The sequence below is a fragment of the Pantoea jilinensis genome (genome assembly GCF_019104105.1).
GTDB lineage: Bacteria > Pseudomonadota > Gammaproteobacteria > Enterobacterales > Enterobacteriaceae > Pantoea > Pantoea eucalypti.
In genome coordinates, this window is record NZ_CP077746.1 from 1,892,201 (window position 1) to 1,916,315 (window position 24,115).

25 protein-coding genes, 1 pseudogene and 1 other annotated feature are annotated in these 24,115 nt (G+C 53.9%); of the genes and pseudogenes, 11 read left to right on the forward strand and 15 right to left on the reverse strand.

From position 1 onward, the window contains the following. Positions 1 to 233: 233 nt before the first annotated feature. The 7 genes from KTJ90_RS08910 to oppF all read left to right on the forward strand — a co-directional run bounded on the left by KTJ90_RS08910 (position 234) and on the right by oppF (position 8,843). Positions 234 to 881, forward strand: a complete 648-nt coding sequence (locus tag KTJ90_RS08910; protein WP_003853931.1) for a YchE family NAAT transporter — start codon at positions 234 to 236, stop codon at positions 879 to 881. 571 nt (positions 882 to 1,452) lie between these two features. Next, a complete protein-coding gene (locus tag KTJ90_RS08915) occupies positions 1,453 to 3,087 on the forward strand; it encodes an ABC transporter substrate-binding protein (protein ID WP_033763019.1) in 1,635 nt (544 codons plus the stop codon). A 153-nt stretch (positions 3,088 to 3,240) separates the two neighbouring features. After that, positions 3,241 to 4,881 (forward strand): oligopeptide ABC transporter substrate-binding protein OppA, encoded by a 1,641-nt coding sequence (oppA, locus tag KTJ90_RS08920; protein WP_008925291.1) that lies wholly within the window; start codon positions 3,241 to 3,243, stop codon positions 4,879 to 4,881. Between the two features lie 92 nt (positions 4,882 to 4,973). After that, on the forward strand, positions 4,974 to 5,894 hold the full coding sequence (oppB, locus tag KTJ90_RS08925; RefSeq protein ID WP_003853929.1) for an oligopeptide ABC transporter permease OppB: 921 nt from the start codon (positions 4,974 to 4,976) through the stop codon (positions 5,892 to 5,894). Positions 5,895 to 5,908: 14 nt separating this feature from the next. Next, entirely contained in the window at positions 5,909 to 6,817 is a 909-nt protein-coding gene (gene oppC, locus KTJ90_RS08930; protein ID WP_003853926.1) for an oligopeptide ABC transporter permease OppC, read from the forward strand. Positions 6,818 to 6,828: 11 nt separating this feature from the next. Beyond that, positions 6,829 to 7,845 carry an ABC transporter ATP-binding protein gene (locus KTJ90_RS08935; RefSeq protein WP_003853924.1) on the forward strand — a complete coding sequence of 339 codons (1,017 nt, stop codon included), beginning with the start codon at positions 6,829 to 6,831 and terminating at the stop codon, positions 7,843 to 7,845. Continuing rightward, the gene (gene oppF / locus KTJ90_RS08940; RefSeq protein ID WP_003853922.1) at positions 7,842 to 8,843 is read left to right on the forward strand and encodes a murein tripeptide/oligopeptide ABC transporter ATP binding protein OppF; all 1,002 of its coding nucleotides are present in this window, start codon (positions 7,842 to 7,844) and stop codon (positions 8,841 to 8,843) included. Before KTJ90_RS08935 ends, oppF begins: the two co-directional genes overlap by 4 nt. Before the next feature lie 48 nt (positions 8,844 to 8,891). On the opposite strand, the gene KTJ90_RS08945 is transcribed toward oppF, so the two are convergent. Together KTJ90_RS08945 and cls are read right to left on the reverse strand one after the other, a co-directional pair. Beyond that, complete coding sequence (locus KTJ90_RS08945) at positions 8,892 to 9,215, reverse strand: HI1450 family dsDNA-mimic protein (protein WP_003853921.1); 324 nt, start codon at positions 9,213 to 9,215, stop codon at positions 8,892 to 8,894. Positions 9,216 to 9,260: 45 nt separating this feature from the next. Beyond that, positions 9,261 to 10,721, reverse strand: a complete 1,461-nt coding sequence (cls, locus tag KTJ90_RS08950) for a cardiolipin synthase (protein ID WP_003853919.1) — start codon at positions 10,719 to 10,721, stop codon at positions 9,261 to 9,263. A gap of 159 nt (positions 10,722 to 10,880) precedes the next feature. On the opposite strand from cls, the gene KTJ90_RS08955 reads away from it, so the two are divergent. Then, complete coding sequence (locus tag KTJ90_RS08955) at positions 10,881 to 11,054, forward strand: YciY family protein (protein ID WP_003853917.1); 174 nt, start codon at positions 10,881 to 10,883, stop codon at positions 11,052 to 11,054. On the opposite strand, the gene KTJ90_RS08960 is transcribed toward KTJ90_RS08955, so the two are convergent. Then, the gene (locus KTJ90_RS08960) at positions 11,055 to 11,372 is read right to left on the reverse strand and encodes a hypothetical protein (RefSeq protein WP_003853915.1); all 318 of its coding nucleotides are present in this window, start codon (positions 11,370 to 11,372) and stop codon (positions 11,055 to 11,057) included. A 352-nt stretch (positions 11,373 to 11,724) separates the two neighbouring features. On the opposite strand from KTJ90_RS08960, the gene ycgZ reads away from it, so the two are divergent. After that, positions 11,725 to 11,967, forward strand: coding sequence for a regulatory protein YcgZ (gene ycgZ / locus KTJ90_RS08965; protein WP_003853913.1), 243 nt, complete (start codon positions 11,725 to 11,727; stop codon positions 11,965 to 11,967). Between the two features lie 223 nt (positions 11,968 to 12,190). Here ycgZ and KTJ90_RS08970 read toward each other — a convergent pair whose 3' ends face one another. Together KTJ90_RS08970 and KTJ90_RS08975 are read right to left on the reverse strand one after the other, a co-directional pair. Next, positions 12,191 to 12,376, reverse strand: coding sequence for a hypothetical protein (locus KTJ90_RS08970; RefSeq protein ID WP_003853911.1), 186 nt, complete (start codon positions 12,374 to 12,376; stop codon positions 12,191 to 12,193). A 76-nt stretch (positions 12,377 to 12,452) separates the two neighbouring features. After that, the gene (locus KTJ90_RS08975; protein ID WP_003853909.1) at positions 12,453 to 12,749 is read right to left on the reverse strand and encodes a YciI family protein; all 297 of its coding nucleotides are present in this window, start codon (positions 12,747 to 12,749) and stop codon (positions 12,453 to 12,455) included. A 197-nt stretch (positions 12,750 to 12,946) separates the two neighbouring features. On the opposite strand from KTJ90_RS08975, the gene tonB reads away from it, so the two are divergent. Continuing rightward, positions 12,947 to 13,690 carry a TonB system transport protein TonB gene (tonB, locus tag KTJ90_RS08980; protein ID WP_008925290.1) on the forward strand — a complete coding sequence of 248 codons (744 nt, stop codon included), beginning with the start codon at positions 12,947 to 12,949 and terminating at the stop codon, positions 13,688 to 13,690. A gap of 36 nt (positions 13,691 to 13,726) precedes the next feature. Here tonB and yciA read toward each other — a convergent pair whose 3' ends face one another. The 4 genes from yciA to KTJ90_RS09000 are packed head-to-tail and all read right to left on the reverse strand — an operon-like array spanning position 13,727 to position 15,978. Further along, positions 13,727 to 14,149, reverse strand: coding sequence for an acyl-CoA thioester hydrolase YciA (gene yciA / locus KTJ90_RS08985; protein WP_003853906.1), 423 nt, complete (start codon positions 14,147 to 14,149; stop codon positions 13,727 to 13,729). Positions 14,150 to 14,208: 59 nt separating this feature from the next. After that, positions 14,209 to 14,748, reverse strand: a complete 540-nt coding sequence (locus tag KTJ90_RS08990) for a septation protein A (RefSeq protein ID WP_003853904.1) — start codon at positions 14,746 to 14,748, stop codon at positions 14,209 to 14,211. 51 nt (positions 14,749 to 14,799) lie between these two features. Further along, positions 14,800 to 15,534, reverse strand: a complete 735-nt coding sequence (locus tag KTJ90_RS08995) for a YciC family protein (RefSeq protein WP_003853901.1) — start codon at positions 15,532 to 15,534, stop codon at positions 14,800 to 14,802. Positions 15,535 to 15,561: 27 nt separating this feature from the next. Next, positions 15,562 to 15,978: a YkgJ family cysteine cluster protein gene (locus tag KTJ90_RS09000; protein ID WP_003853899.1), complete on the reverse strand. Its 417-nt coding sequence runs from the start codon at positions 15,976 to 15,978 to the stop codon at positions 15,562 to 15,564. A 250-nt stretch (positions 15,979 to 16,228) separates the two neighbouring features. Here KTJ90_RS09000 and ompW point away from each other — a divergent pair, with 250 nt between their 5' ends. Then, positions 16,229 to 16,864, forward strand: coding sequence for an outer membrane protein OmpW (gene ompW / locus KTJ90_RS09005; protein WP_181162201.1), 636 nt, complete (start codon positions 16,229 to 16,231; stop codon positions 16,862 to 16,864). 48 nt (positions 16,865 to 16,912) lie between these two features. Here ompW and KTJ90_RS09010 read toward each other — a convergent pair whose 3' ends face one another. The 6 genes and pseudogenes from KTJ90_RS09010 to KTJ90_RS09035 form a co-directional block, all read right to left on the reverse strand. Beyond that, positions 16,913 to 17,227, reverse strand: a complete 315-nt coding sequence (locus tag KTJ90_RS09010; RefSeq protein WP_003853895.1) for a BON domain-containing protein — start codon at positions 17,225 to 17,227, stop codon at positions 16,913 to 16,915. A 148-nt stretch (positions 17,228 to 17,375) separates the two neighbouring features. Further along, entirely contained in the window at positions 17,376 to 18,179 is an 804-nt protein-coding gene (gene trpA, locus KTJ90_RS09015; RefSeq protein WP_078804458.1) for a tryptophan synthase subunit alpha, read from the reverse strand. Then, on the reverse strand, positions 18,179 to 19,369 hold the full coding sequence (gene trpB, locus KTJ90_RS09020; protein WP_003853891.1) for a tryptophan synthase subunit beta: 1,191 nt from the start codon (positions 19,367 to 19,369) through the stop codon (positions 18,179 to 18,181). Before trpB ends, trpA begins: the two co-directional genes overlap by 1 nt. Before the next feature lie 45 nt (positions 19,370 to 19,414). Next, a complete protein-coding gene (trpCF, locus tag KTJ90_RS09025) occupies positions 19,415 to 20,776 on the reverse strand; it encodes a bifunctional indole-3-glycerol-phosphate synthase TrpC/phosphoribosylanthranilate isomerase TrpF (RefSeq protein ID WP_003853888.1) in 1,362 nt (453 codons plus the stop codon). Positions 20,777 to 20,778: 2 nt separating this feature from the next. Next, positions 20,779 to 22,373, reverse strand: a pseudogene (gene trpD, locus KTJ90_RS09030) (bifunctional anthranilate synthase glutamate amidotransferase component TrpG/anthranilate phosphoribosyltransferase TrpD). Next, a complete protein-coding gene (locus tag KTJ90_RS09035) occupies positions 22,373 to 23,938 on the reverse strand; it encodes an anthranilate synthase component 1 (RefSeq protein ID WP_003853887.1) in 1,566 nt (521 codons plus the stop codon). Before KTJ90_RS09035 ends, trpD begins: the two are co-directional and overlap by 1 nt. 23 nt (positions 23,939 to 23,961) lie before the next feature. After that, positions 23,962 to 24,063: a sequence feature (Trp leader region), on the reverse strand. Positions 24,064 to 24,115: the final 52 nt, after the last annotated feature.

Consider the following 24,115-nt stretch of genomic DNA (forward strand, 5'->3'; position numbering starts at 1 on the left):
ACCGCAGGCTGACACCTTTCAGCACGGGGCTGATCCTTTATCAGCTCAAATGGACTTTCACATGCTGGCAGTCAGCCTGGTAGCGTCTAAATCCAGTCACTTTTTAATCTCTGGTGTAAAGCGCTAAAGGAGCGTTCATTCATCTATATAAATAGCTGGCTCAGCATCTGGTGTACGGGTCTGTTTTCACATACATTAGGCGCGTTTCCCCCCTGTGGTACGGAGTTAAAGTCGTGAACCCTGCGCTGTTAGATTTATCAGGCTATATAAAATTTTTTGTCGGGCTCTTTGCGCTGGTCAATCCAGTGGGCATTATTCCGGTGTTCATCAGCATGACCCGATATCAGGGCGTGGCTGAGCGTAATAAAACTAACCTTACCGCTAATCTTGCGGTGGCCATCATTCTCTGGACGTCACTTTTTCTGGGCGATGCGATTCTGCATGTGTTCGGTATTTCGATTGACTCTTTCCGCATTGCGGGTGGGATTTTGGTCGTCACCATTGCGATGTCGATGATCAGCGGCAAGCTGGGTGAGGATAAGCAGAACAAGCAGGAAAAGTCAGAAACGGCGATCCGTGAAAGCGTGGGCGTTGTGCCTCTGGCGCTGCCACTGATGGCGGGGCCAGGTGCTATCAGCTCGACAATCGTCTGGAGTACCCGTTATCACAGCTGGCTGAACCTGATGGGTTTTACCCTGGCAATCGCTATCTTTGCCTTCTGTTGCTGGTTACTGTTCAGGGCTGCACCATTAATGGTGCGTATTCTCGGCCAGACCGGCATCAACGTCATTACCCGTATCATGGGTTTGTTACTGATGGCACTGGGCATTGAATTTGTTGTAACCGGTATGAAGTCTATTTTTCCCGGTCTGCTGAATTAAACCCTCACTTATTTCAGGCAATGAAATGAAGTAATGATCCGTGATGGTGCAAAATGGCCTTTCATTGCACTATTACGATGCAATTATTCGCGATACTTAAAATAGAGGCACGATTATAAATTTCATTACTGCGTGTTTGCTCACAGACTTTTTCGTGGGAAATAATGTCACTATTTTCACACGATATTCTCCTCTGCACTTTTAACTCTGCCTCATAATCCGCCACAATATTACGGTAAGCCTGAATTTCATCATGCTGAAGCCGGATTTATCAGTATGAATGCCAAAACAGGCACAATTTGTCACCTGATCCTGCTTCGCAAAGAGCTTTCCGGCTAAAACGCCTATTTTTCATATTGATATGAAATTTTCAGAACGAAAATTAACACTTCCGCTTCGTGACATCTCATGATAAAAGAGAATTAGTTAACATTTTCGTTATTTTGCTTTGGCGCCCCTTAACGCCTTCTGATAATTTTTGGCTTAACGTGAATTTTTTCTCTGAAAGCCCAAAGTGAGAACGCTTTTTGCTTAAGCCTATCGGGATACTTAAATAAGGTTGGCGTTTCGGATGATTGGGATAAAGAACTTGCAGCAAAAGCGGTCCTCACTCGCAGGTGTTCTGTTACTGGCGTTTTCACCGGCCTATGCCGCCACCGTTCCGCCGGGAACGGCACTGGCTGCGCAACAGCAGATGGTGATTAATAACGGAAGCGAAGTCTCTTCACTGGATCCGCATAAAACTGAAGGCGTGCCGGAGTCCAATATTATTCAAAATCTGCTGGACGGACTGGTCAATACTGACAACAGCGGTCAGGTCGTGCCAGGCGTCGCCAAAAGCTGGGAGAATCCGCAACCTACCGTCTGGATTTTTAATCTGCGGGGTGATGCAAAGTGGAGCAATGGTGAGCCGGTGACCGCGAATGATTTCGTCTACAGCTGGCGTCGCCTGGTGGACCCGAAAACGGCGTCGCCTTATTCAAGCTATCCGCAGGCAGCCCATTTTGCCAATATCGATGCCATCCTTGCCGGTAAAGCGTCACCTGATCAACTGGGTGTGAAAGCGCTGGATGCCCATCGTCTGCAGATTACCCTGAGTGAACCAGTGCCTTACCTGGTCGCGATGCTGGCGCTTACCGCGATGAAGCCGGTTTATGAACCGGCCATTAAGCAGTGGGGTGAAGCCTGGACGCGTCCGGGTCATTACATTGGTAACGGCGCTTATACGCTGGACGAGTGGGTCGTCAATGAAAAAATCGTCCTGAAACGCAATCCACAATACTGGGACAATGCCCATACGGTCATTGAGCAGGGGACATTTCTGCCTATCGCCTCTGAAAACAGTGATATCAATCGCTACCGCAGCGGCGGCACGGATATGACCAACAGTGCGGTGCCGCCGGAGATGTTTGGCAAACTACGCAAAGAGCTGGGCGACGAAGTGAAAGTCAGTCCATTGCTCTGTACGTTCTACTACGAAATTAACAATAAAAAGGCGCCGTTCACCGATGCACGGGTTCGTGCCGCGCTGAAAATGACCCTCGATCGCGAAGTGATTGCCAATAAGATCATGGCCCAGGGACAAATTCCCGCCTATAGCCTGACACCGCCTTTCACCGCCGGTATCAAACTCACGCCGCCTGCCTGGTTCACCTGGACGCAGGCGCAGCGTAATGACGCCGCGAAGAAGCTGCTGGCCGAGGCAGGCTTCGATGCTGCCCATCCGCTGACCTTTACGCTGCTCTATAACACCTCAGATCAGAACAAACGGCAGGCGATTGCAGCTGCCTCGATGTGGCAGAAAAACCTTGGCGCGAAAGTGACACTGCAGAATCAGGAATGGAAAACCATGCTGGAGACCCGCCATCAGGCGCAGTATGACGTGGTCCGTGCTACCTGGTGTGCCGATTACAACGAACCCTCAACCTTCCTGAATATGCTAATCAGCAACGCCTCGATCAACACCGCGTTTTACAGCAGCGCGACCTTCGATCGTCTGATGAAGGAAACGCTGACGGCGGGCAGTGAGGCGCAGCGTGCCGACCTGTATCAGCAGGCTGAAACACAACTCGACAAAGACTCACCAATTGTGCCAGTTTACTACCGCGTAAGTGTGCGCCTGGTAAAGCCCTGGGTTGGCGGCTTTACGGGCAAAGACCCGCAGGACATGACAGACCTGAAGTACTATTTCATCAAACAACACTGATCTGATCGCCCGTACGGCGAGACAGTCGGGAACGCATCAACGTACAGACCATTTTGGGGTCAATCTCCCTGGTAACAGGCCAGGGAGCCCGGAGACGGGGGACGCCGGGGCAGCGCATCGCCACGGTGACGATAATAAAACTGGAGTGTAATAATGAACAACATCACGAAAAAAAGCCTGATAGCAGCGGGTGTTTTCGCCGCAGTGAGTGCTTTGGCAGGGAATGCGGCTTTCGCAGCAAATGTGCCCGCAGGCGTTGAGCTGGCCGCTAAACAGGAGCTGATTCGCGGCAATGGCGATGAAGTGCAGTCGCTCGATCCGCACAAAATCGAAGGCGTGCCGGAAGACAACGTGGCGCGCGATCTTTACGAAGGTCTGCTGGTCAATGACAGCAACGGTAAACCGATTCCGGCTGTAGCGGAAAGTTACGAAAATAAAGACTTCAAAGTGTGGACGTTCCACCTGCGTAAAAATGCTAAATGGTCCAACGGCGAGCCGGTGACCGCGCAGGACTTCGTTTACAGCTGGGAGCGTCTGGTCGATCCTAAAACCGCTTCACCGTACGCCAGTTATCCGCAATATGGTCATATCCTGAACGTCGATGACATCATTGCCGGTAAAAAACCGATTACCGATCTGGGCGTGAAAGCCCTGGACGATCACACGCTGGAAGTCACGCTGAGTGAGCCGGTTCCCTATTTTGATAAACTGCTGATCAACTCCGTAATGTCACCGGTTTATAAACCGGCGATTGAGAAGTTTGGCGATCAGTGGACTCAGCCACAGAACTGGGTCGGCAACGGTGCCTTTAAACTCGACGCGCACGTGATCAACGAGCGTATCACCCTGGTGCGTAACCCGAATTACTGGGACAACGAACACACCGTGCTGAACAAAGTCACCTTCCTGCCAATCAGTTCCGAAGTCAGCGACGTTAACCGTTACTTCTCCGAGAACGGCAGCGACATGACTTACAACAATCTGCCGATTGAGCTGTTTAAGAAACTGCAGCGTGACAACGGCAAAGAGCTGCACGTCGATCCTTATCTCTGCACCTATTACTACGAAATCAACAACCAGAAAGCGCCATTCACCGATCCACGCGTTCGCGCCGCCCTGAAGCTGGGTCTGGATCGTGACATCATGGTTAACAAAGTGCTGGCGCAGGGCCAGAAGCCGGCCTACAGCTACACGCCGCCATCAACCGACGGCATGGATATCCTGCCGCCAGACTGGTTCAAATGGTCACAGGACAAACGTAATGCCGAAGCGAAAAAGCTGCTGGCTGAAGCCGGCTATACCGCCGACAAACCGCTGACCTTTAACCTGCTGTATAACACCTCCGATCTGCATAAGAAGCTGGCGATTGCCGCCTCGTCGATCTGGAAGAAAAACATCGGTGTGAACATCAAGCTGGAAAACCAGGAGTGGAAAACCTTCCTGGATACCCGTCATCAGGGTAACTTCGATGTATCGCGTGCGGCCTGGTGTGCGGACTATAACGAGCCCACTTCATTCCTGAACACCATGCTGTCTAACAGCAGCAGTAACACCTCGCACTATAAGAGCGAGGCGTTTGACAAAGTGATCCGTGACGCGATTAAGGCACCGGATGCGAAAGCCCGCGCAGTGGATTATCAGAAAGCGGAGCAGATCCTGGATAAAGACAGCACCATCGTACCGGTTTACTACTACGTAAATACGCGTCTGGTGAAGCCTTATGTCGGCGGTTATACCGGTAAAGATCCACTGGATAAAACCCTGGATAAAGACTTCTACATTATCAAACACTAATAGCATTCAGGCTATCAGCAGTGGCGGCGCGTCTGGCGCCGCCTTTTTTACTTATTTATATGTTGTGATGCAACAGCCTGGTAGGTACGGCAATGTTAAAATTCATCCTGCGTCGCTTGCTTGAAGCGCTTCCGACGCTGTTCGTCCTGATCACCATCTCCTTCTTTATGATGCGCCTGGCACCCGGCAGCCCGTTTACCGGCGAGCGCACCCTGGCCCCGGAAGTGATGGCCAACATTGAGGCGAAATATCACCTCAACGATCCCATCGGTAAGCAGTATGTTGATTACCTGCTGCAGCTGGCGCACGGCGATTTCGGCCCTTCGTTTAAATACAAAGATTATTCGGTCAACTATCTGGTCGCGCACGCGTTCCCGGTCTCAGCCAAACTCGGCCTGGCCGCGTTCCTGCTGGCGGTGATACTGGGCGTCACGGCGGGTGTGATCGCCGCGCTTAAACAGAACAGTATATGGGACTTCGTGGTGATGGGGGTGGCAATGACCGGCGTGGTGATACCGAGTTTCGTGGTCGCGCCGCTGCTGGTTCTGCTCTTTGCCATCACCCTGAAATGGCTGCCCGGCGGTGGCTGGAACGGTGGTCAGTGGAACTACATGCTGTTGCCGATGGTGGCGCTGTCGCTGGCGTATATCGCCAGTATTGCGCGTATCACTCGTGGTTCAATGATTGAAGTGATGCACTCCAATTTTATCCGCACCGCGCGCGCCAAAGGCTTGCCGCTGCGCCGCATTGTGCTGCGTCATGCGCTCAAGCCCGCATTGCTGCCCGTGATTTCCTACATGGGACCGGCGTTTGTCGGCATCATCACCGGTTCGATGGTGATTGAGTCGATCTACGGTCTGCCGGGTATCGGTCAGCTGTTTGTGAACGGCGCGCTGAACCGTGACTACTCTCTGGTGATGAGCCTGACCATCCTGGTCGGTTTGCTGACCATTCTGTTTAACGCGATTGTTGACGTGCTCTATGCCGTTATCGATCCCAAAATTCGTTACTGATTGCGGAGTTCGCCATGATGTTAAGTAAGAAAAACAGCGAAGCTCTTGATGCGTTCAGTGAAAAGCTGGAAGTAGAAGGGCGCAGTCTCTGGCAGGACGCGCGTCGTCGTTTTATCCATAACCGGGCAGCCTTAATCAGTCTGCTGGTGTTGTTAGTAATCACGCTGTTCGTGATTTTTGCGCCGATGCTGGCGCATTTCACCTACGACGATACCGACTGGTCCATGATGTCCTCACCGCCCGATACGACATCTGGTCACTGGTTTGGCACCGATTCATCGGGACGTGACATACTGGTCCGTGTGGCCATCGGTGGTCGTATCTCACTGATGGTGGGCGTAGCGTCTGCGCTGATTGCGGTGATCGTCGGCACGCTGTATGGCTCAATAGCCGGTTACCTGGGCGGCAAAACCGACTCGGTGATGATGCGTATTCTGGAAATTCTCAACTCCTTCCCGTTTATGTTCTTCGTGATCCTGCTGGTGACCTTCTTTGGTCGTAATATCCTGCTGATTTTTGCCGCTATCGGCATGGTTTCATGGCTGGATATGGCGCGTATTGTGCGCGGCCAGACGCTGAGCCTGAAGCGCAAAGAGTTCATCGAAGCAGCGCATGTCGGTGGGGTATCAACCTGGAAAATCGTGGTACGTCACATCGTGCCAAACGTGCTGGGCGTGGTGGTGGTTTACGCTTCGCTGCTGGTACCGAGCATGATCCTGTTTGAATCCTTCCTGAGCTTCCTGGGTCTGGGGACACAGGAGCCGCTGAGTAGCTGGGGCGCGCTGCTGAGCGACGGGGCTAACTCAATGGAAGTGTCGCCGTGGCTGTTGCTCTATCCGGCGGGCTTCCTGGTGGTCACGCTGTTCTGTTTCAACTTTATTGGCGATGGCCTGCGTGATGCCCTCGACCCGAAAGATCGTTAAGGAGTTTCCCGATGACTATTCATGAATTCCAGCCAGCGATGGCGGCCCGCGCGGGAAGCGAACAGCTACTTACGGTCAAAGATTTACGCGTGACCTTTGGCACGCACGATGGGGATGTTACCGCCGTCAACGACCTGAACTTCTCGCTGCGCGCCGGTGAAACGCTGGGCATTGTTGGCGAGTCTGGTTCTGGCAAGTCACAAACCGCCTTTGCCCTGATGGGGCTGCTGGCAAAAAATGGCCGCATTGGCGGCTCAGCAATGTTCAACGGTAAAGAGATCCTGAATCTGCCTGAGAACCAGCTCAATAAACTCCGCGCCGAACAGATTGCGATGATCTTCCAGGATCCGATGACCTCACTGAACCCCTATATGCGGGTAGGCGAGCAGCTGATGGAAGTGCTTAAGCTGCACAAAGGGATGAACAGCGCCCAGGCATTCGAAGAGTCCGTAAGGATGCTGGATGCGGTGAAAATGCCGGAAGCACGCAAACGCATGAAAATGTACCCGCATGAATTCTCCGGCGGAATGCGTCAGCGTGTGATGATCGCCATGGCGCTGCTGTGCCGCCCAAAATTGCTGATTGCCGATGAGCCAACTACCGCGCTGGATGTGACGGTGCAGGCGCAGATTATGACGCTGCTCAACGACCTGAAACGCGAGTTCAACACCGCCATTATCATGATCACCCATGATCTCGGCGTGGTGGCAGGCATCTGCGACAAAGTGCTGGTGATGTATGCCGGACGCACTATGGAGTATGGCAGCGCCCGTGATGTCTTCTACCAGCCAGCCCATCCTTACTCAATTGGCCTGCTTAATGCGGTGCCACGTCTGGATGCGATTGAAGGCGAAACCCTGGCCACCATTCCGGGCAATCCACCGAACCTGCTGCGTCTGCCGCAGGGCTGCCCGTTCCAGCCGCGTTGTCCGCACGCGATGGATATCTGCACCCAGGCACCGCCGCTGGAACCGTTTGGCAATGGCCGTCTGCGTGCCTGCTTTAAGCCGGTGGAGGAGTTAGTATGAGCACCGTAGCTGAAAAAAGAGTGTTACTGGAAATCGCCGATCTCAAGGTGCATTTCGACATTAAAGATGGCAAACAGTGGTTCTGGCAGCCATCAAAAACCCTGAAAGCGGTGGATGGTGTCAGCCTGCGTCTGTATGAAGGTGAAACCCTGGGCGTGGTGGGCGAGTCGGGTTGCGGTAAATCGACGCTGGCGCGCGCCATTATCGGCCTGGTTAAGGCCACCGAAGGTCGTGTCGCCTGGTTAGGCCGCGATCTGCTGGGTCAGAGCGAAGAGGAGTGGCGCAAAGCCCGCAGCGATATCCAGATGATATTCCAGGATCCCCTGGCGTCCCTGAACCCGCGCATGACCATCGGCGATATCATCGCAGAGCCGCTTCGTACTTATCATCCAAAAATGGCGCGTCAGGAAGTCAAAGACCGTGTCAAAAATATGATGATGAAAGTCGGGCTTCTGCCAAACCTGATTAACCGCTACCCGCATGAGTTCTCGGGTGGGCAGTGTCAGCGTATCGGTATCGCACGTGCGCTGATTCTGGAGCCGAAGCTGATTATCTGTGACGAGCCGGTGTCTGCACTGGATGTCTCGATTCAGGCGCAGGTGGTGAACCTGCTGCAGCAGTTGCAGCGGGAAATGGGCTTGTCGCTGATTTTCATTGCGCACGATCTGGCGGTGGTGAAACACATCTCTGACCGGGTGCTGGTGATGTATCTGGGGCATGCGGTGGAGCTGGGGACTTACAAAGAGGTCTACACCAATCCGCAGCATCCATACACCCGTGCGCTGATGTCTGCTGTACCGATTCCCGATCCGGATAAAGAGAAGAACAAGGAGATTCAGCTGCTGGAAGGGGAGCTGCCGTCGCCGATTAATCCGCCATCCGGCTGCGTATTCCGCACCCGTTGTCCGATTGCCGGTCCGGAATGTGCGAAAACCCGTCCGCTTCTGGAAGGCAGTTTCCACCATGCGGTATCCTGTCTGAAAGTCGACCCGCTATAATGCAAAACGCCGGGCACTTGCCCGGCGTTTTCTTATCTGCTTTGACGCCTATTCACGCCACAGGATATGACAGAGCTTGTGATCTTTTTCGCGACACAACAACACGCGAGCAAAGACGTCGGTAATCGGTTCACCGTCCGCTTCACCCAACCCAATCACCACCTCGGCGAAAAAGTCAGGGTTCAGATCGAAATCGACATGATCTTTCCAGTCTTCAGACGGATCAAACAGCTCTGCGCCACCGCGCTCTTCGAACTGCAGATTGAAGAGAATGACGTCTGCCGGATCAAGATTGTCGACAGCCAGTTCAAGAAAGATATCGTAGGCTTGTTCCAGCGTTTCATCTTCGGTAAGGCGATTATTTAAATCCATAGTCTGTCCTGTCGGCCTGCGGCCATTTACACAATCTGGCTCGTTTTACAGTAAAGGGCTGAAGAAGTAAAACAGTCGTTCGACGATGCGCTGCCACCACGCACGTTTTGCCCAGCGCTTGCCATCCAGCAGGCGGGAACGGGCGATATAATCATCCTGCACACAGGCGAGATCGCTGCCAAAACCGGCATCATCGACCACCAGCGTCACTTCAAAATTGAGCCATAAACTGCGCATATCCAGGTTCACGGTGCCCACCAGGCTCAGCTGTCCATCGACCAGCACGCTTTTAGTGTGCAGCAGACCATCTTCAAACTGATAGATTTTCACGCCCGCTTCCAGCATCTCGCTGAAGAAGGAGCGGCTGGCCCAGCCGACCAGCAGCGAGTCGTTATGACGCGGCACAATCACGCTGACATTAACGCCACGCTGTGCGGCCGTACAGATAGCATGCAGCAGGTCGTCGCTCGGCACTAAGTAAGGAGTCGTCATGATCAGCTGCTCACGCGCTGAATAGACCGCGGTCAGCAGCGCCTGATGAATCATATCTTCCGGGAAGCCAGGACCGGAGGCGATGACCTGCACCGTGTGGCCGCTCTCCTGTTCAAACGGCATGATGTTGCGATCGGGCGGCGGCGGCAGAATGCGCTTACCGGTCTCAATCTCCCAGTCGCAGCTGAAAACAATGCCCATCGCGGTCGCTACCGGACCTTCCATACGCGCCATCAGGTCAATCCACTGGCCTACGCCCGCGCTTTGTTTAAAGAAGCGCGGATCGACCAGGTTCATGCTGCCGGTATAGGCGATGTAATTATCAATCAGAACGATTTTTCGATGCTGGCGGAGATCCATTCGTCGCAGGAAGACGCGCAGCAGGCTAACCTGCAACGCCTCTACGACATCGATCCCGGCATTGCGCATCATGCCCACCCAGGGACTGCGGAAAAAGTCGACGCTGCCCGCTGAGTCGAGCAGCAGTCGGCAGTGAACGCCACGGCGCGAGGCCGCCATCAGCGATTCTGCGACTTCATCTGCCAGCCCACCGGGATGCCAGATATAAAAAACCATCTCTATGTTGTGGCGTGCCAGTTGAATATCACGAATCAGCGCCTGCATAACATCGTCAGAGCTGGTAAGCAGCTGAAGCTGGTTTCCCTTGACCCCGGCAATGCCCTGGCGATGGTAACAAAGCTCGAAGAGCGAGCGAGCAACGTCACTGTGTTCAGTGGCAAAAATTTCACGGCACTGTTTCAGGTCACTGAGCCAGCGGGCGGTAGACGGCCACATGGTGCGCGCACGCTCCGCACGACGTTTACCCAGATGCAGTTCGCCAAACGAAAGATAAGCGATTATGCCTACCAGTGGCAGAATATAGATAACCAGAAGCCATGCCATGGCGGATGTTACCGCACGTCTTTTCATTAATACGCGCAGCGTCACCCCGGCTATGAGCAGCCAGTAACCAAATACCAGTAACCAGCTGATCAGGGTGTAAAAAGTGGTCATAAAGTGGACGTCCCGTTCGCGCTTTCGTCCGGCAAGTTTACGTGCAGAAGCCGGTTAACGAAACCCTTAATCCAGGACATCATCGATGAAGGATCCGATTTGGCATTGCCGCAAAGATCTCTATAATGCCCCGGCATAGATGACGTCAGTGAGGAAGTGATGAAACGAAGCAGAAATGAAGTGGCGCGCTGGAGAATGTTACGCCAGGTGCATCGCCGTCGTTCACGCTGGCTGGAAGGGCAGTCGCGACGCTATAAACGCATCCACTGCATCCGCCATCAACTGGCCCAGCAGCAGCGTCGCTCGATTCTGTTTATTACGCAGATAATATAATCAGGCTTCCAGAAACCCTAATTCATCCATTACTCGTCGCGCCATGGAATGTTCCTGTCGTGACGCTCCCCGATCGGTGACTTCACGCATCAGACAATCCACTACGCTGCCCAGCGATGTGGGTCTGCGATAACCCACACGGTCATACCATTCAAAAGACCATTTATCAGACTTACGCTGATAATAAACGGTCAGCCACGCTGAGCAGTTGGCCGGATAACCACTCAGGACTTCAATTTTTGGATCGGCAATAGCCTGAATCCGTGATAACAGCGGATCAAACAGCGTAATAGTCTGGCGAGTGTAGGTTTTATTCATAATGAGCCCGCGACGATACTGCGCATCCCTTCGAGGTCAGAGGTGTAATCAATCAGTAATAAATGTAGACAGCCCTTCTGAATAATTCCTCTTTAAAGCTAAAAAAATGATGTTCAGATCATAATTAGCCGAACAACAGCGCGTAGCGGTCAGGATACCAGAACAGGAGGTGATGAATGACAGGAAACCTGTACAACTTTACATTTAGTCAAGATACTGAAATTTATGATTTTATTTTTTTAAATGTACAAATCAGCGATTTTTTAACCTAAATACCTGTACAACTAAGGCCTGGTTGTATAGCTTTACCGCATCGGTTAGTAACTTTTAATGAATCCTATGAGGGCCAACCATGCAGACTAACGTTCGTATTCCCGCTTCAGTATCTGATATCTCAGCTTATTTGCACAGTGCTGCGCAGCCTTCCCAGCAGGCCATTCTTGGATCTGTTGTTACAGAAATTATCAGTTCTGGCCGTAGCCTGAATCGTAAAGCTATCTGCTCAAAACTTATCAGCCGTTTACAACATGTCGACAACCCGGAAGAAGAGCAGCACTACCATGCATTAATTGGCCTGATCCTGGACCGGAGTTAATCGCGCGCCGATATTGTGTCAGCAAGAGATGTGTAAAGCAGAGTGCAGGCGAATCTCACTACGCGATCGAATTCAGTCAGTCAGGGGCAACGCCTTTATTAATTGTGGTCCTGCATAAACGCCACGGTATTAAATTGGGTTGCCTTATGATTATCTCGCAACACAGTTAAGGTTAAAGCGTTAATCAATTATTCTGTGAACCAGATGCATTGCTAAGTGAACATTATCCCGGAAGACGCTGCGCCGTCATCATCAGCGTAACGTTGACCAGTTGCAGGGCGGCCGCCAGCACAATCAGCATGACAATCCACTGTTTTTTATTACGCCACCCCTGGGTGCGCCAGAGATAAACTGCACCGCCAATCAGCAGCGTGATAATTGCCAGCAGTCCCATAATGATTATCTGCATCTTTCCTCCTTCAATGATAAAAACAAAAATGGCTTCTGTGCCAGGCACAGAAGCCATTTTGACTGCATGTTCTCTATCAGAAGACGCGTTTGAATGGTTTAACCGAGACCTGTTTGTAGACGCCTGCGGCAAAATAAGGGTCATCCTGCGCCCAGGATTGTGCGGCTTCTAATGATGGAAACTCAGCAATCACCGTTGAGCCGGTAAAGCCCGCCACGCCCGGATCGTTACTGTCAACTGCAGGCATCGGCCCTGCAATGATCAGGCGTCCCTCTTCCTGCAGCAGTTTAAGCCGCGCCAGATGGGCGGGGCGAACGGCGTTACGTTTTTCCAGTGACTCTGCAGTATCTTCTGCATAAATTACGTAAAGCACTAAGGAACTCCTGATTATCCGAATTTTGCAACACGTTAAGGGATTGACGATTAGAGTGCAAACGAAACCTGTAGAGGGTGAATCGCTCAGCATAAAGGGCTAAAAAGCGCTTTTCTTGAGAGAGGATGGCGGGAGTTATTGAAACTGATTGCTATTTGCATTTAAAATCGCTGCTTCATTCAATCGCCGCGACTTTTATGACCACGCTGACTATGCCATTACCTAAACGCACGCCTGTCTCCATGTTGTTGTCTGTAGCTTTGCATGGCGCTGTGATTGCCGGAATTCTGTATATGTCATTCCAGCAGGTGAGTGAGGTGCCTAAGGCGTCGCAGCCTATCAGCGTGACGATGGTCGCGCCGGAGGTCCAGCCCGAGCCTGCACCGGCCATCGTGCAGCCCCCTGCGCCGCAGCCAGAACCCCAGCCAGAACCCGAACCGCAGCCTGTACCGGAGCCGCCGAAAGCAGAGCCGGTGCCGATCCCTAAACCTGAACCAAAGCCCAAACCTAAACCCAAACCGGAGCACAAGCGGGAGCAGCCCAAACGCGAGGTGAAGCCGCGTCGGGAGACCAAACCGCAGGCTGACCCCTTTAAGCAGGATGTTCCGGCGACCCAGAACAAACCTGCTGCAGCGCCAAAAGCAACGCCGTCACCCACGGCATCGGCCTCAACCGGTCCCAAAGCCCTGGCCGTTACCAAGCCAGGTTATCCGCCGCGTGCTCTGGCACTGCGGATAGAAGGGCGCGTTCGGGTAAAATTCGATGTGGACAGCGACGGACGGGTGGATAATATCCAGATCCTCTCTGCACAGCCGAGCAATATGTTTGAGCGGACCGTCAAACAGGCGATGAAAAACTGGCGCTACGAGAAAGAGAAGCCAGGACAGGGGCTGACGATGAATATCGTTTTCAAAATCAATGGCGGTGCCAGTATTGAGTAAGGCGCCGGGTCAGGCTCAGATTGCCTGACCCGTCAGTTATCCTGCAGGCTGCTGATTGGCGCGGCCGGCTGGCAGAGGACGTGAATTCCCCTCATTGTCGACTGCCACATAGATAAATACCGCTTCCGTTGCACAGTAGGTTTGACCAATCGGCTCAGATGACACTTTTTTGATCCACACTTCCACGTTAATCGTCATGGAACTGTTACCGGTACGGAGACAGCTCGCATGGCAACTCACCACATCGCCCACCGCGACAGGCTTCATGAATGACATACCGTCAACGCGCACGGTAACCACACGTCCTTCAGCGATCTCTTTTGCCAGGATAGCGCCGCCCATATCCATCTGTGACATCAGCCAGCCACCAAAAATATCGCCGTTGGCGTTGGTGTCTGCCGGCATGGCGAGCGTTCGCAGCACCATTTCGCCTTGCGGTAATTTATGTTTTTCGCCCATTGCTTCCACTTTTTATGCAGGTAAATGCTAAAAAAATGCCCGGCGAGCCGGGCAGATGATTATTTTTGTTCCTGCTGCGGCATCTGTCGCCAGATGTAAAGCCCGCTAAGCAGGGTAAACAGTAAGGTCAGACCCGAGAGACCGAACACTTTAAAGTTAACCCAAAACGCCTGAGATAACCAAAAGGCAACATAGATGTTGACCAGGCCGCAGATCAGGAAGAACAGCGCCCAGGCGACATTGAGCCTGCGCCAGACCGCATCAGGCAGTTGCAGCTCTTTACCCAGCATGCGCTGAATCAGCGTCTGCTCCATAAACCACTGACTGTAGAGCAGGGCGGCGGCAAACAGGCTGTAGATCACCGTGACTTTCCACTTAATGAACTCATCGTTGTGGAACACCAGCGTCAGGGTGCCAAAAACGGCCACCAGCACAAAGGTGAAAATCGTCATCTTTTCCAGCTTGCGATAAAGCACCCAGCTGACCACCAGGGCCAGACCGGTTGCCACAATCAGGGCGCCCGAGGCGACAAAAATGTCATAAAGCTTATAAAAGATGAAAAAGACCACCAGGGGGAGAAAGTCGAGTAGCTGCTTCATAGTTTTTCCATTCAGAGTTGGCTTCAAATGCGCCCGAAGGCACACCGTCAATCAACGTAACAGCATATAGAGCCGATAGAGGTAGATAATCAACATTGCTGAAACCACATTGCCTGCTGCAGTGAAAATCACCGAGGAAACATTCAGCGGAAGTACCGTCAGCGAAGAGAAAAACAGCATCACGATCACTTTGGCCAGCAGCCAGAGCAGTATTGCGGGGGCAATCAGCTTCACATTCTTCCAGGCCATCCGCATACTGGCGCGCATCGCGGCAAAGACACCCATCTTCTCACTGGCGACCATCACGGGCGCCAGCGACAGCAGAATCGTCAGCAGAATGCCTGGCACCACCAGCACCATAAAGCCCAGTTGCGCCACCAGCGTCATCAGGAAGGTCAGGAGCAGCAGCTTTGGCAACAGCGGCGCTGACGCACCAATCGCCCGCAGCGCACTGACACGCTGGCCTGAGGAGACCATCGGGATCAGATAGAGCATGCCGCCAAGCAGCAGCGTATTCCCCATCAGCGCCGCAAAGGTGCTGGCCGCCGAGGCACGCAGCAGCACCTGCTGCTGTTCCGGTGACATATTCTGCACCATCTCAAACAACGAACTGGCACTGTCATCGCCCTGTTGCAGGATGGCCATCTGATCGGCACCTGGTGTCAGCACATGCACAAGCATGACAGTGACAAAAGCGGCCAGCAGCGACATCAACAACACTGTAGAGAGTTGATGCCGCGCAAAATTTCCTGTGTCACGGTATAACGAGCTTGCCGTGATAGACATGTACACTCCTTGAAGGAACCGGGTTAATTAACCCGGCGATTGTACATGTTCTGGCAGCTCCGGGGCACCCGGCAGAGCATAACTTTCTGTCATAACAGGTAAAGATGGCGAAAAAAGGGCAGGAAGACCATAACGGGCGCGGGCACGATCGCAGGCTTCATTATGAATACCTCCTTCACCGGACAAAGTGAACTCCCGACAGGGCGCAGGACGCTGTTCATAGATGCCGCAAGAGACACAGCCGCCAATTTCGCCCTGTAAAGCAACGCAGCGGGGTGCTGCACGGTTAGTGCCACGCATATTACGCATGAACAGGTTAAGCGGTTCGGTTAATTCGGTCGGCACCAGGCCGCCCGCATCATCGGCTTCAGCCCAGTAAAATGAGACACGGAAATGGGCGCAGCAGGCGCCACAGCTGACACAAGGGTTGGAAAGCTCACTCATTTGATCATCCGCCCCTCCCAGGGCATCGAACCAAAATCAACAATGAAGATAAGCAACATAGAGCGGGCAAAATTATTCAGCAAGGGGAATTTGGCTGTGGCCGCCGCAGTTGAAATTGATCTAAATCAATCCATTGTTTTTTAAACACTTTATCTGAATGTTACAGAGTGCAATTTTCTCTGAATCACGTTAAATAATTGCCAGCTAAAAAGCGATGACAGTCGCTACATTCACATTAAGCAAAGGAGTGATGATGAAACTGGCAAAATGCGCGATGCTGCTGGCGCTGGCTCTTCCCCAGCTGGCAATGGCACACGAAGCGGGCGACTTCTTTATGCGGGCCGGCAGTGCCACCGTCCGTCCTACCGAAGGTTCCGATAATGTGTTGGGGATGGGGTCTTTCAGCGCTTCCAACGACACGCAACTGGGTCTGACCTTTACCTATATGGCAACGGATAACATTGGCGTCGAGCTACTGGCGGCCACGCCATTCCGCCATAAAGTGGGTCTTGGTCCGACCGGCACGCTGGCTACCGTGCGCCAGTTACCACCCACGCTGATGGCGCAGTACTACTTTTTTGACAGCAAAAGTAAAGTGCGTCCTTATATCGGCGTAGGTATCAACTACACCACCTTCTACGATGCCGATTTCAATCAGACGGGCCGCGATGCGGGACTGACCGATCTCAGCGTAAAAGATTCCTGGGGTATGGCAGGTCAGGTTGGTCTGGATTATCAGATTAACCGTGACTGGATGCTGAACGCGTCGTTGTGGTACATGGATATTGACACGGAAGTGAAGTTTAAAGCCGGTGGCGAACAGCAGAACATCAATATGCGCATCGATCCCTGGGTCTTCTTCTTCGGAGCGGGTTACCGTTTCTGATGAGAAAAAGGCCGCTGAATCAGCGGCCTTTTTGTGTCTGTTAAGACGTTATTTGATCTGCATGTTGTTGACGACTGACTTCACGCCCGGCACGCTGCGCGTGACCTGTACGGCACGATTAGCCATCTGTGGTGATGAAACAAAGCCGCTCAGCTGAACTTTACCTTTAAAGGTTTCTACGTTGATTTCAGTTGATTTCAGCGACTCATCTTTCAGCAGCTCACCTTTAACTTTCGTGGTCACCACGGTGTCATCAATATAGCCACCGGTTCCCTCTTTGGTTGCGGTTGGCGCACAGGCGCTCAGTGTCAGCGCAACCACGCCCGCCAGTACAGCACCTGTCAGCAGTTTAACGAATTTCATTGCCTTCTCTCCCTGTCACAAAATGGATGCGACGTTACCGTAACGGCGCATTGTCATTGTGGTGCAGATTTTGCAAAAAGGGCAAATAACGAGATGAAAAAAAGGAAACAAATCATGCCTTATCGTGGGATAAGGCATGCTGGCAGGATTAACGGCTGGCGGCTTTGAGGCGGCTGACGAAATTTTTCAGTTCGCTCAGCATCACTTCAGGTTCTGCATGATGCTTTTCAATGATTTTGACAATCGCAGAACCGGAGATCGCACCTGCGGCGCCGGAAGCAATCGCTTCTTTCACCTGTTCAGGCTCTGAAATCCCAAAGCCCTGCAGCGGTGGCGCCGCGTGGTATTCGCGCAGCTTGTCGATCAGATGCTTCAGCGGCAGGCTGGCGCGATTTTCCGCCCCCGTGACACCGGCGCGTGACAGCAGGTAGGTATAACCCCGGCCGTGCGACGCAATCTCGCGCAGCAGGTCATCGCTGGCGTTAGGCGGACAAATAAAGATAGGGGCAACGCCGTGACGCAGAGCCGCCTGGCGGAAAGGCGCTGACTCTTCAACCGGGACATCCGCCACCAGAACCGAATCGACACCCGCTTCAGCACAACGGGCATAAAACGCATCCACGCCGTTAGTGAAGACCAGATTGGCGTACATGAGTAATCCAATCGGCAAATCCGGGTATTTCCGGCGGATAGTCGCCAGCATTTCAAAACACTGGCTGGTGTTGGTGCCCGCCGCAAAGGCGCGCAATGTTGCGTTCTGAATGGTCGGCCCATCCGCCAGCGGATCGGAGAAGGGAATGCCCAGCTCCAGCGCATCCGCGCCACCTTCAACGAGGGCGTCAATCACGCGCAGTGAAAGCTCAGGAGAAGGGTCGCCCAGCGTCACAAAAGGAACGAAAGCCCCTTCGTTGTTCGCTGACAGACGGGTAAAAAGTTGATTGTAACGTTCCATCAGATTTCTCCCTGCGCTGTCAAAATATCATGGACGGTGAAAATATCTTTGTCGCCACGGCCAGAGAGGTTAACGACAATCAACTGCTCTTTTTCCGGTTCGGCGTGAATCATCTTCATAGCGTGCGCCAGGGCGTGAGAGGATTCCAGCGCCGGAATGATACCTTCCGCACGACACAGCTGTTTAAACGCGTCCATTGCTTCGTTATCGGTAATGGAGACATATTCTGCACGACCGATGCTGTTCAGGTGCGCATGCTGCGGACCAACTGAAGGGAAGTCGAGACCGGCAGAAATCGAGTAAGACTCTTCAATCTGGCCATCATGCGTTTGCATCATCGGTGATTTCATTCCGAAGTAGATACCGACGCGGCCGTGCTTAAGCGGTGCGCCATGCTCGCCGGTCTCAATGCCGTGGCCGGCAGGCTCAACGCCAATCAGCTTCACGCCGGGTTCGTCGATAAAGTCGGCAAACATCCCGATAGCGTTGGAGCCGCCACCCACACAGGCGAGGATGGCGTCTGGCAGACGGCCCTCTCTTTCCAGAATCTGCTTTTTAGTCTCTTCGCCGATCATGCGCTGGAACTCACGCACAATGGTCGGGAAGGGGTGCGGACCCGCCGCGGTGCCGAGCATGTAGTGAGAGGTCTCGTAGCTGCCAGACCAGTCGCGCAGCGCTTCGTTACAGGCATCTTTGAGCGTGGCGGAGCCGCTGTGAACCGGGATCACTTCTGCGCCCATCAGACGCATACGGAATACGTTAGGTGACTGACGCTCGACATCTTTCGCACCCATATAGATGCGGCATTTCATGCCCAGCAGCGCACAGGCTAGCGCGGAAGCCACACCGTGCTGACCGGCACCGGTTTCGGCAATGATTTCGTTTTTGCCCATGCGTTTGGCTAACAGCGCCTGACCCAGCACCTGGTTGGTTTTGTGCGCGCCACCATGCAGCAGATCTTCACGCTTCAGGTAGAGGCGGGTTTTCGTGCCTTTTGTCAGGTTTTTGCACAGCGTCAGGGCAGTAGGACGACCCGCATAGTTCTTCAGCAGGTCGGTAAATTCGGCCTGAAACTCAGGATCTTTCTGGGCGTCGACAAACGCCTGTTCCAGCTGCTGAAGAGCGGGCATCAGGATCTGCGGAACATACATTCCGCCAAACTCGCCAAAATAGGGATTCAGTAACGTCATTTTTATCTTCCTTTCTCGGGCCCGCTGTGGAGCAGGCCGGGCAAATCAGTAGGCACGCAGTGTCTGAAACACAGCGGCAATTTTACGGGCATCTTTGATGCCAGGCGCACTTTCCACGCCAGAGTTGAAGTCCAGTCCGGCACAGCCCAGCTGCGCGGCTTCAACACAGTTATCTGCGCTCAGGCCACCGGCCAGCAGCACATCGTTCAGCGTCTGACCCTGCAACAGCGACCAGTCGAAACGCTGTCCGGTGCCGCCATCGCCATTATCAAAGACATAGCGGTCAACATGGGGCCAGTCGCGCGCCGGTAACGTGCCTTCAATGCGCAGCGCTTTCCAGATCTGAATCTCTGCGGGCAGCACCGCACGCAGTTCGGCCACAAATTCCGGTGTCTCATTGCCATGTAACTGCACTGCGGACAGTGAAAGTTCGGTGGCATGCGTGACAATGTCACTAACTGAGTTGTTGCGGAATACGCCGACATAGCGCAGCGGCGCGGCAGCAATCACGGTAAGTGCAGTGGCGGTGTCGATCTGGCGCGGTGAACCTTCAGCGAAAATCAGACCACCGTAGATCGCGCCAGCTTCATACGCAGCACGTGCATCTTCGTCACGGGTTAAGCCGCACACTTTATTGCTGCCCAGCGTGACGCGACGCACCGCACCCGTCAGGTCAGCTTCTTCCATCAGGGCTGAGCCAATCAGGAAGCCATTCGCAAAGTGGCTCAGCTCGCGAATATCAGCGTAGCTGTTAATACCCGATTCGCTGATGACCGTCACGCCGTGCGACAGGCGTGGCGCCAGTTGGCGGGTACGGTTGAGATCAATAGAGAGGTCACGCAGGTCGCGGTTGTTAATTCCCACGACTTTAGCCTGCAGCGCGATAGCCCGCTCAAGCTCCTCTTCATTACTCACTTCCGTCAGAATGCCCATCTTCAGGCTGTGCGCCACGGCGGCCAGTTGACGATACTGCTCATCGTCAAGTACCGACAGCATCAGCAGGATCGCATCCGCCTGGTAGTAGCGGGCAAGATAGATCTGATAAGGGTCGATGATAAAATCTTTGCACAGCACAGGCTGGGTGATTGCAGCGCTGACAATCGGCAGAAAGGCGAAGTCGCCCTGAAAATATTTCTCATCAGTCAGCACGGACACCGCGGAAGCGTAATGGCGGTAAACCCCGGCAATGGCGGCTGGATCGAAATCCTCGCGAATCACGCCTTTTGAGGGTGACGCTTTTTTACACTCCAGGATAAACGCGGTTCTTGCGCCCTGCAGCGCGTCGTAGAAATGACGGCTGGCAGGTTCAATGCTGTTCTGAAAGGTGGAAAGAGGCTGCTGCTGCTGGCGGGCTTCAACCCAAATCGCTTTGTCCTGAACAATTTTTTCTAACACGGTGCCTTTCATGATTATCCTCTTGCTGCCAGTGCGACTACACGCTCATAAGCCTGTCCGCTGCGGATGGCGTTAAGCGCCTGCTGTGCGTTTTCACGCAGATCTTCCTGACCAAATACTTTAAGCAACATCGCCACGTTGACGGCGACCGCCTCCTCATGGGCCTGCTGGCCATTACCCTGGAGTAAAGCCGTCAGAATGTCACGATTTTCTTCCGGCGTGCCGCCCGCCAGCGCTTCTTTGGGATGGAAGCCAAAACCAAAGTCTTCTGGCGAAAGCTGATAGCGGGTGATTTCCCCTTCACGGAGTTCAGCCACGTGTGTCACATCGTGCAGCGCCACTTCATCCATGCCGCAACCGTGAACCACTGCGGCGCGCTGATAACCCAGCACTTTCAGCGTCTGGGCAATCGGCATCACCAGGTCCGGGCTATAAACACCGATTACTGCCAGTGGAGGGCGCGCCGGGTTGATCAGCGGACCTAACACATTAAATAGCGTACGGGTCTTCAGCTGCTGACGGACCGGCATCGCGTGGCGAAAGCCGGTGTGGTACTGGGGCGCAAACAGGAAGCAGACGTTCAGATCGTCCAGCGCCTGGCGCGCACGGTCAGCGGGCATATCAAGATTAATACCAAAAGCGGCCAGCAGATCCGATGAACCCGATTTACTGGAGACGCTGCGGTTGCCGTGCTTAGCGACTTTCAGACCGCAGGTCGCGGCCACAAAGGCGCTGGCCGTCGAGATATTAATGCTGTTACTGCCATCTCCACCGGTGCCCACGATATCGGCAAACGCGTAATCCGGGCGGGGAAACGGTTTGGCATCTTCCAGCAGCGCCGTGGCGGCTCCGGCAATCTCTTCCGGCGTTTCACCGCGTACTTTCATGGCAACCAGCGCGGCAGCAAGCTGCGTGGGCTCCAGCTGTCCGGTAATAATGGCGCTGAACAGCGCATGACTTTCAGCCTGATTCAGCGTCTGCGCCTGGTAAAGTTTTTCCAGTGTCTGTTGCATCGTTATTCTCCCTGTTACTTCGCCAGCGCCCAGGCCAGCGTCTGTTCAAGCAGACGCGCGCCCTGAGAAGTCAAAATCGATTCTGGATGGAACTGGAAACCGCAGACGCGATCGGCTTCATGGCGAACAGCCATGACCATCCCGTTGTAACTGGCGTTGACCGTCAGCTCATCCGGCGTGTTGCTGCCCACCAGCGAGTGATAGCGCGCCACCGGCAGTGGATTACTCAGGCCGTTAAACATGGCTTCGCCGTCATGAACGATGGAAGAGGCTTTGCCGTGCAGGATCTCGCCTGCCTGACCCACATGGCCGCCATAGGCTTCGACAATTGCCTGATGCCCCAGACAGATACCGATAATTGGCAGACGACCGCGCAGCACCCGCAGCAGCGCCGGCATACAGCCAGCATCTTTTGGTGCACCGGGGCCGGGGGAGAGCATCAGCACCGGATTTTCCATCCGCTGCAGCTGTTCAATTAACAGTTCAGCGGGAAGATTGTTGCGATAAATCACCACGTTGTGACCAAAGGTCCGCAGCTGATCAACCAGGTTATAGGTAAATGAGTCGATGTTATCGAGCAGCAGAATATCGGCCATCAGAAGATCTCCTTGCAGTGATGGGCAGTTGCAATAGCGCGCAGTACGGCGCGGGCTTTATTGCGGCTTTCATCCGCTTCAGCCTGCGGATTAGAGTCCAGCACCACACCGGCGCCCGCCTGCACGGTGGCAACGCCGTCTTCGACATAGGCCGAACGAATAACGATACAGGTATCGAGATCGCCCTGGGCAGTGAAGTAACCCACCGCGCCGCCATAGCTGCCGCGACGCGTGCGTTCAGCACCGGCAATCAGCTGCATGGCACGAACCTTAGGTGCACCACTTAGCGTGCCCATGTTCATACAGGCGCGATAGGCGTGCAGGACGTCGAGGTCGGCGCGCAGCGTGCCCACGACGCGGGAAACCAGATGCATCACAAACGAGTAGCGGTCGACTTTGGTCAGGTCAGCGACATAACGGCTGCCAGGCACGCAGATACGCGCCAGATCGTTACGCGCCAGATCCACCAGCATCAGATGTTCAGCCAGCTCTTTATGGTCGGTGCGCATCTCCAGTTCAATGCGGCTGTCGAGATCGCGGTCCAGTGAACCATCTGCATGGCGGCCACGTGGACGGGTACCGGCAATCGGGTAGATCTCAATCTGACGCGAGGTGGCGTCATACTTCAGCGAGCTTTCAGGCGACGCGCCAAACAGGGAGAAATCCTGATCCTGCATGAAAAACATGTACGGGCTTGGGTTGCTGTTTTTCAGCGTGTCGTAGGCGGCCAGCGGTGACGGGCACGGCAGTGAGAAGCGGCGCGACGGCACGACCTGGAAAATCTCGCCGATGCGAATCGCCTGCTGCATGGTGCGAACCACGTCGCAGTACTCTTCATCACTCTGGCTGGTCGTCAGCGACATCTGCTCTACCGTCTGAACCGGCAGGGCCGGAGCAGGCTGCAGCATCTGACCATGGAGCTGCTCAATGCGACGTTGCAGGCGCTGGAATTCGCTGGTGGACGGGCAGAACAGGCTGGCCTGCAGACGCGCGCTGCGGGTCTGGTGATCGATCACCAGTAAGGTCTCTGCCAGGTAAAAACAGTAGTCGGGGCAGCGTTGCTGATTATCCAGCTCCGGCAGGGTTTCAAAACCTGCCACCAGATCATAAGCGAACAAGCCTCCCAGCAGCACGGCTTCACGTTCGTCGGCAGAGGAGTTAACCAGCTGTGGAATCAGACGCAATGCATCAAACACCGACAGGGCCTTAAGGCGGGAATCTTCATCCTGCTGATGATCGGTGCTCTGCGGGAAAGTCAGCTCGCGTCCATCGGGACGGACCTGATTGCTGACGGAGGCGGGCAGCGCCTCATCCAGCAGTGGCAGCACGGCGCGGCCATTTTCTGACAGCGCCTGAACGGTAACCGTATTACCCATGGCGCTGATACGCAGCGCGCTGTCGACAATCAGCAGGCTTTTCAAATTGCGCTTGCTGTCGATGTCAGCAGATTCGAGCAGCAGGGTTGCCGGACGTGCGCCGCACAGCTGATGAAACACTGCGGCCGGATCTTCGCGGTAGGGCGCGTTGCCGGTAATCAACTTCACTGTAGGTTTCGCATTTGGCATGATGATTTCTCTGAATTTCGCTCAAAAAAAAGCCCGCTCGGTGGCGGGCTCAGGTATTAGCACAGCGTTTACGCAAAGTGTGCACGACCCAGTCGCCCGTATTCGGGAACATCGCGCCAACCGTTTAAATGCGTGATTACAACAGCCATGATTCAATACCCGTTACGTGTGAACTTG